The sequence below is a fragment of the Escherichia sp. E14S1 genome (genome assembly GCF_004211995.1).
GTDB lineage: Bacteria > Pseudomonadota > Gammaproteobacteria > Enterobacterales > Enterobacteriaceae > Escherichia.
This window is the reverse complement of record NZ_RHJQ01000005.1, coordinates 166,833-174,907: the sequence shown is the minus strand read 5'-3', so window position 1 is coordinate 174,907 and position 8,075 is coordinate 166,833. Positions and strand designations below refer to the sequence as shown.

General features: G+C 53.0%; 5 protein-coding genes. 2 read left to right on the top strand and 3 right to left on the bottom strand.

Features of this window, described 5'->3' with window-relative positions; genetic code table 11:
- Nucleotides 1-5: 5 nt before the first annotated feature.
- The 3 genes from D9734_RS06870 to glsA all read right to left on the bottom strand — a co-directional run bounded on the left by D9734_RS06870 (nt 6) and on the right by glsA (nt 3,931).
- On the bottom strand, nt 6-1,361 hold the full coding sequence (locus tag D9734_RS06870) for a TolC family outer membrane protein (RefSeq protein WP_130206331.1): 1,356 nt from the start codon (nt 1,359-1,361) through the stop codon (nt 6-8).
- A 342-nt stretch (nt 1,362-1,703) separates the two neighbouring features.
- Nucleotides 1,704-2,996 carry an APC family permease gene (locus D9734_RS06865; RefSeq protein WP_130206329.1) on the bottom strand — a complete coding sequence of 431 codons (1,293 nt, stop codon included), beginning with the start codon at nt 2,994-2,996 and terminating at the stop codon, nt 1,704-1,706.
- A 2-nt stretch (nt 2,997-2,998) separates the two neighbouring features.
- A complete protein-coding gene (gene glsA / locus D9734_RS06860; protein ID WP_130206327.1) occupies nt 2,999-3,931 on the bottom strand; it encodes a glutaminase A in 933 nt (310 codons plus the stop codon).
- A 261-nt stretch (nt 3,932-4,192) separates the two neighbouring features.
- Between glsA and copA the strand changes: the two genes are divergently transcribed.
- Nucleotides 4,193-6,697 (top strand): copper-exporting P-type ATPase CopA, encoded by a 2,505-nt coding sequence (gene copA, locus D9734_RS06855; protein WP_130206325.1) that lies wholly within the window; start codon nt 4,193-4,195, stop codon nt 6,695-6,697.
- A 428-nt stretch (nt 6,698-7,125) separates the two neighbouring features.
- Nucleotides 7,126-7,920: a TraB/GumN family protein gene (locus D9734_RS06850; RefSeq protein WP_130206323.1), complete on the top strand. Its 795-nt coding sequence runs from the start codon at nt 7,126-7,128 to the stop codon at nt 7,918-7,920.
- Nucleotides 7,921-8,075: the final 155 nt, after the last annotated feature.

Sequence of the window (8,075 nt, the reverse complement as noted above, 5' to 3'; positions counted from 1 at the left end):
CAGGATTATTTCAAGTCGGGTAAGTCGTTGTATAAGCCCTGTTTAATTCCCGCTAATGGAATAAGGTTATTAACCGCAGCGGCATAATTCACTGCGGCGACCCAGCCATCATAATTGGCATTTATTTCAGCCGATTGCGCCTGAAAGACATCTTGCTCGACGGTTAATAGATCATTCAGGCTGCGTTTACCCAATTTATATTCATTTTGGTACACATCTCTCGTTTTGTGCGCACTTTCAGATTGCGCTAACCCAGCCTCTTCACGACCCCGTGCGCCAGTCCAGTTGGCATACGCCACCGACGCTCGTTGAAGCACGTCCAGTTTTGCCTGCTCAACCTGCGAAGCAGAGATTTTTTGTTGCCCTTCGGCCTGTTGCACCTGGGCTGAAACCGCGCCGCCCTGATACAGCGGCGCGTTGACGTTCAGTTGTAACTGATCATCCCAATACGAGCGGTCGCTGGTCTGGTAGCGCGTTTTGCCGCCCTGAATACTGAGCGTAGGCCAGTATTGCGATTTGGTTTTCTCCACGCCGTACTGGGCAGACTGGCGTAAGTTTTCTGCCGCCAGTACCAGCGGGATGGACTGATAGTCGATATTTTTTAGCGACACTGGCTGTTCGGCTAGTGCGGCTGGCGGCGAAGCTATCGCCTCCGGCTGTACGCCTGTGAGCACCGCCAGCTGTGCTTTGGCGCTTGTCATCTGTGCCTGATATTGTTCCAGCGTCGAGCGCATTCCCGCTATACGCGTTTGCGCCTGTAACTCATCGGATGATGAATTAAGCCCAGCGTTGGCGCGTAGTGCGGCCATGTTGTAGACGTTTTCCAGAGAGTGAATGTTACGTTGCGCTGCGTCGCACAAATCCTGATAACGACTGACTTCCATATAGGTCGTCGCCGTCTTTTCGGCTACGTCGGTTAAGGTTGCCATCAATTTAAAGCGGTAGCTGTCACGAGCAGCAGTTTGCAGTTTGATATCGTTACTGGTTTTACCAAAGTCATACACCAGCTGCGTCAGGGTTATGCCATAAGAAACGTTGTTATCCAGCCTGCCGCTGGAGTCCGTTTGCCGGGAAGGCCCCGCATTACCCGTTAAACCGATGTGCGGATACCAGGCGCTTTTGGCTTCATCGATTTGCGCTTCACCAATACCTATCTGCGCCGCCTGTTGGGTGACGTCGGGGTTTCGCGCAAAGGCACGCAATATGCTTTCCTGTAACGATAAACTGGCAACCGGCGTAACCGCAGGAGCATTGGCCCATTGCGGTAATGGCGCAGCAAGCGCGTCTCCACCCATCACAATAAAACTGATTAAAAATATCAGACCTTTATTTTTACGGTTTTTTAATTGTAATCGCGCCATAGATAAGTCACTTCCTTCCAGGTCATTATTTTAACTGATCTTTATAACCAGCATCATTTTATTTAAGAAGGGTAATAACTTGTGCATCTCTTTTGTTTTTACTTCCCCCATTAAAAGAAATGCAGTGAAAAAGCTTATACGTTATTTATTAAGAATACACTACGACTTTTAGTTTACCATCATCCTCGTTAAGAATAATCCACGATAAGAAGTGATAGAAATCACAGTTTTATCGTCTATATATCTTTTTGGTGTGAATTATTTATTAAAAGCATAAGCAAGGGATTAAATTAAGGATAAAAAATAAAAGCGCAGTGCAGAAAGCACTGCGCACAAGAAGGTTTATACCGTTTTATTCCGTTTCATTACCATTGCCACAATAAGGCTTAGTAATAGTGCGCCTATAATCCACATCAGCGCACTGCTGCCCTGGGACCACAGGCTGTAAATAAAACCGATGATCACCAACAACATAACCAGCGTGCCAACGATGAGGATTGGCAACGAGGCGTGGATATCATGACGCAGGCGGATAGCGACCATAAACACCGCCAGGTAACAGACCAAAAAAGTGGCACTGGCGACGCTGGCGAGCGAGCCTAAATTCAACGCCGCCGTCATCAGCATGATCAACACCACCACGATGATGTTGCCCCATGTGCTCTGCCGCCACAGGGATTTATTCATTAGCTTCGGCAGTTCATGCTCGCTGCCCATGTTGTCCATGATATTAAATACCGCGAACAGGTTAGCGTTAATGGCTGAAGCCGTCGCCAGTAAAGCGCCGATCACCACAATCACATACCCCACATGCCCGAGCAGCGGAGAAGCGGCCTGCGCTACCGCGGTATCGGCATATTTTTCTAACTCTAATGCCGAAACATCGCTAAGCAGTACCAGCGCTAGTGCGATGTAAAGCAGCGTAGTAACGCCAATCGCCACCAGAAACGCCCGTGGCATAATGACCGCCGGATCTTTCACTTTATCCGCTGCGTTCGCCATCATGCCAAAGCCCGCGTAGGCAAGGAAGGTAATCCCGATACAAGAGAAGAACGCGCCGGAAGTGGGGGGCGCGGAGACAGAAATGTGCGCAGGTTGTAGCGACCAGACACCCGCAATGATCAACAACAACAGGATCATCATTTTGATGCCGACGAGGATAACTTCCAGTCGACCTACCGCGTGGTTGCTTAAAGAGTTGAAGAGAGTCATCAGCGCAATGATAGCCAGCGCGTACAGCAAAATAAGATGCTCATCCTGGCTGCCTTCATGCAGAAACTGCACGGCATAAGCACCAAATGCGCGGGCAACCATAGCAATACTCACCGCCAGCGTCATCAGGTAAAGCAAGGATAATGCCAGTGAAAAGACGCCGTTCCCTAATCCCCGGCGAAAGAAGTCAATAATCCCGCCATTACTGGGATAACTCGCCCCAAGTCGCGCATAGGCATAACCGGAAAACATCGCCACTATGCCGCCAAAGGCAAAGGCGACCCAGGTTGAGGCTTCCATTAACAACGCCGCCTGCCCCAGCAGGGCAAAGATCCCTGCCCCCACCATTGCCCCGATGCCAATGGAAACGACGTTCCATAGCCCGAGGGGTTTGTTACCGTTATCACCTTCCGCGTTCATCATGATCAGCCCTTAAACACGTTATAGCCGAGTTGGTTAGCAACAGATGCCACCATTTTCTGACCCCGAACACTATTACCGTCTTCATCCAGCGGCGGGGAGAACGCGGCAATCCCCATCACGCCAGGTACTACCGCCAGAATGCCGCCGCCAACGCCGCTTTTTCCTGGCAAACCAACGCGATACGCCCAGTCACCGGAGCGACCATACAGCCCTTCCATCATCATTTCGGCCAGAATGTATGGCACGTTGTCGGCCTGCAGAATACGTTTTTGACTTAGCGGATTAACACCGCCCGCCGCCAGCGTCGCGCCAAGCGTCGCCAGTTCCACGGTATTGATGAGCGTGGAACATTGGCGAGTGTAGACATCACAGGCTTCCATCGCATCGCAATAGAGATATCCGGCGGAGTACAGCAGCCAGGCAATAGCGCGGTTATGGAAGTTGGTTGTTTGTTCCGACTGGTTGACTTCGTCAGAGAGCGCGACTTGTTCTCCTGCAAGCTGTTGTTGAATATGTAAAATTCGCTGCCAGCGTTGTTCTGCATTCTCGGCTTTAATCAGACTGACGGCGGCGATAGCCCCCGCATTAACCAGCGGTGATAACGGTTTGCCACCATGAAGTTCTAAGGCAATGACCGAGTTAAAGGGAAGTCCGGTGGGATCTGCGCCAATTTTATCTTGTACAGCCCGCGGGCCGACATCTTCTAACGCGAGGGCTAACGTACAGACTTTGGAGATGGATTCCAGCGCAAAGCGGTAATCACTGTCACCGGCACTATAGATATTGCCATCGCAGGTTACGATAGCGACGCTCGCCAGTTGGCTGGGGACATTCGCCAGAAAGGGGATGTAGTCGGCGTTTTGTCCGCCGCTAAGTGAGTGAAATTGGGTATACGCCTGATCCACTGCTTGTTGTAGTTTGTTTGCATCTAACATCTTTTGTTAACTCCTTTTTATAGATGCGGGAGGTATTTCCTCACCCCGATGCCAGTTTTCAGGCATCCTGATTTAACTTAGCACCCGTACTTTAGATAAAGGAAAACAAAGAGATAAATGTCTAATTCTGATGCTAATTGCGCCAATTTTTTAATCTCTGCCGACTTTTCATTTCGCTGATAAATAATTTCTTGACCTTCCCCTTGCTGGAAGGTTTACCCTTTATCACAGTCAGTCAACACTGTCTTAAAGGAGTACGTTATGTCACAAACTATCGACCTGACCCTGGACGGCCTGTCCTGCGGTCACTGCGTTAAACGCGTGAAAGAAAGTCTCGAACAGCGCCCGGACGTTGAGCAGGCGGATGTGTCTGTCACTGAAGCACACGTTACCGGCACTGCCAGTGCAGAACAGCTGATCGAAACCATCAAACAAGCGGGTTATGACGCATCTGTAAGCCACCCAAAGGCTAAACCGCTGGCGGAGTCATCAATCCCGTCGGAAGCACTGACAGCGGTTTCTGATGAGCTTCCGGCAGCGACCGCCGATGACGATGACAGCCAGCAGTTGCTGCTGAGCGGCATGAGCTGCGCCAGCTGTGTCACCCGCGTACAAAATGCGCTGCAAAGCGTACCGGGCGTCACCCAGGCACGGGTAAACCTGGCGGAGCGTACTGCGCTGGTGATGGGCAGTGCCTCCCCACAAGATTTAGTCCAGGCGGTGGAAAAAGCGGGCTACGGTGCGGAAGCGATTGAAGATGACGCGAAACGCCGTGAGCGCCAGCAGGAAACCGCCGTCGCTACGATGAAGCGCTTCCGCTGGCAGGCGATTGTCGCACTGGCGGTGGGTATCCCGGTGATGGTCTGGGGGATGATCGGCGATAACATGATGGTCACCCCCGATAACCGCAGCCTGTGGTTAGTTATCGGCCTGATAACCCTGGCGGTAATGGTTTTCGCCGGCGGCCATTTTTACCGCAGTGCATGGAAAAGCCTGCTAAACGGTGCGGCGACGATGGATACGCTGGTGGCGCTGGGTACGGGTGTGGCGTGGCTCTATTCGATGAGCGTCAACCTGTGGCCGCAGTGGTTCCCAATGGAAGCGCGACATCTTTATTACGAAGCCAGCGCGATGATTATCGGTCTGATCAATCTCGGTCATATGCTGGAAGCGCGCGCACGTCAGCGTTCTTCAAAGGCGCTGGAGAAGTTACTCGATTTAACGCCGCCAACGGCGCGCCTGGTTACTGACGAAGGTGAAAAAAGCGTGCCGCTGGCGGAAGTTCAGCCAGGCATGCTACTGCGCCTGACGACGGGCGACCGCGTGCCGGTAGATGGTGAAATTACCCAAGGCGAAGCGTGGCTGGATGAAGCGATGCTGACGGGCGAACCTATCCCGCAGCAAAAGGGCGAAGGCGATAGCGTCCATGCCGGGACAGTGGTTCAGGACGGTAGCGTGCTGTTTCGTGCCAGTGCGGTTGGCAGCCATACCACGCTGTCGCGGATTATTCGCATGGTGCGCCAGGCCCAGAGCAGCAAGCCAGAAATCGGTCAGCTGGCGGATAAAATCTCTGCCGTATTTGTGCCAGTAGTGGTGGTTATTGCGCTGATCAGTGCGGCAATCTGGTATTTCTTTGGTCCGGCATCGCAGATTGTCTATACCCTGGTGATTGCCACCACGGTGCTGATTATCGCCTGTCCGTGTGCACTGGGGCTGGCGACGCCGATGTCGATTATTTCCGGCGTCGGGCGGGCGGCTGAGTTTGGTGTGCTGGTGCGGGACGCCGACGCACTGCAACGCGCCAGTACGCTTGATACCGTCGTGTTCGATAAAACCGGGACGCTGACCGAAGGGAAGCCGCAGGTTGTCGCGGTAAAAACATTTGCTGATGTTGATGAAGCGCAGGCATTGCGTCTGGCGGCGGCGCTGGAGCAAGGTTCCAGCCATCCGCTGGCTCGAGCGATCCTCGATAAAGCAGGCGATATGCAGCTACCGCAGGTCAACGGTTTCCGCACATTGCGCGGGCTGGGCGTGAGCGGTGAAGCAGAAGGTCATGCGTTATTGCTGGGTAATCAGGCGTTGCTAAATGACCAGCAAGTCGATACTAAAGCGATTGAAGCAGATATTTCAGCTCAGGCATCGCAAGGCGCAACGCCTGTGCTGCTGGCGGTTGATGGGAAAGCGGTGGCCTTACTGGCAGTACGCGATCCGTTGCGTAATGATAGCGTGGCGGCGCTGCAACGTCTGCATAAAGCGGGATATCGTCTGGTGATGTTGACCGGGGATAACCCAACCACCGCCAAAGCAATCGCCAAAGAAGCTGGAATTGATGAAGTGATTGCCGGGGTGCTGCCGGACGGTAAAGCCGAAGCGATCAAACGTCTGCAAAGTGAAGGACGTCAGGTGGCAATGGTGGGCGACGGCATTAACGACGCGCCAGCGCTGGCCCAGGCGGATGTCGGTATTGCGATGGGGGGCGGCAGTGATGTTGCCATTGAAACCGCGGCGATTACCCTGATGCGCCATAGCCTGATGGGTGTTGCGGATGCGCTCGCGATTTCCCGTGCAACGCTGCGCAACATGAAGCAGAACCTGCTCGGCGCGTTTATCTACAACAGTATCGGTATTCCGGTCGCCGCCGGTATTTTGTGGCCGTTCACCGGAACACTGCTTAACCCGGTAGTTGCCGGAGCGGCAATGGCGCTCTCGTCGATTACCGTAGTGAGTAACGCCAACCGGTTGCTGCGGTTTAAACCGAAGGAATGATTGGTATTTACTTAATGCGTTTGTGAGATCCAGTTCTTGTTGCGCTCCTTTTATGAGTAATGCCATATAAAGTGACTGGCGCAGGGAGCGCGCAGGGGGCGGCCAATCGCCGCCGCCCCCTGCACCCCCGGGCTCTGGCGAACAAAATCGCCGCTGCGCGGTACCCTCAGCTTATCCCTTGCGGCTACCGGGTCGGGCGCGAGGTAACATCCCTGTAAAACGCGCCCTCAGCCCACATCCATGTGGGCTGCCCCGGCCTTCAGGGAACGCCTCGGCGATTTTGACGCCACCAACACCCGTGCAGTCTTTCGTTTCAAAGCAAAAACAATTTTTCGATCATATTTAAGCTACCACTGAACAAGCCTCATAACTCTATTTGCGCCATCCCTCCCCGCGCGCTAGCATGATATTTCACAAAGGGAGGTCGTATGGATCTGTTGTACCGGGTAAAAACGCTTTGGGCCGCGCTGCGCGGTAATCATTACACCTGGCCTGCCATCGATATAACCCTCCCCGGCAATCGCCATTTTCATCTGATTGGCAGTATTCATATGGGGAGTCACGATATGGCTCCCCTGCCCCCCCGTTTGCTCAAAAAGCTCAAAAACGCCGATGCGCTGATCGTCGAGGCGGATGTTTCCACCAGCGATACCCCATTCGCCAATTTGCCCGCCTGCGAGGCGCTGGAAGAGCGTATCAGCGAGGAGCAATTGCAAAACCTGCAACATATCAGCCAGGAGATGGGCATTTCCCCTTCGCTGTTTTCTACCCAACCGTTGTGGCAAATCGCGATGGTTCTCCAGGCGACGCAGGCGCAAAAGCTGGGGCTGCGGGCAGAATACGGTATCGATTACCAGCTATTGCAGGCGGCGAAGCAACAACATAAACCCGTGATTGAACTGGAAGGGGCAGAAAACCAGATTGCCATGTTGCTCCAGCTTCCCGACAAAGGACAGGCGCTGCTGGACGATACGCTGACCCACTGGCATACCAACGCACGGTTGCTGCAACAAATGATGAGCTGGTGGCTGAATGCACCGCCACAAAATAATGAAATAACACTGCCCAATACGTTCAGTCAGTCGCTGTACGATGTCCTGATGCACCAGAGAAATCTCGCCTGGCGGGATAAACTGCATGCCATGCCGCCAGGGCGCTATGTGGTCGCGGTCGGTGCTTTACATCTGTATGGAGAAGGAAATTTGCCGCAAATGTTGCGCTAAAAAAATGGCCAATATCGCTATTGGCCCGTCAAAGAGGAATTTCATATTTTTATTATTATGCCGTCGCTTTAAACGACGGTGTAAGTCGATTGTCGCTCAATCTCACCATCCTGCCAATACTCTTAGGCAAGATGGCACTTTTTTTTGGACCACCA

Excerpts from the sequence above, each read along its gene's own strand:
- D9734_RS06870 (WP_130206331.1), bottom strand. The coding sequence starts at position 1,361 with ATGGCGCGATTACAATTAAAAAACCGTAAAAATAAAGGTCTGATATTT.
- D9734_RS06865 (WP_130206329.1), bottom strand. The coding sequence starts at position 2,996 with ATGATGAACGCGGAAGGTGATAACGGTAACAAACCCCTCGGGCTATGG.
- glsA (WP_130206327.1), bottom strand. The coding sequence starts at position 3,931 with ATGTTAGATGCAAACAAACTACAACAAGCAGTGGATCAGGCGTATACC.
- copA (WP_130206325.1), top strand. The coding sequence starts at position 4,193 with ATGTCACAAACTATCGACCTGACCCTGGACGGCCTGTCCTGCGGTCAC.
- D9734_RS06850 (WP_130206323.1), top strand. The coding sequence starts at position 7,126 with ATGGATCTGTTGTACCGGGTAAAAACGCTTTGGGCCGCGCTGCGCGGT.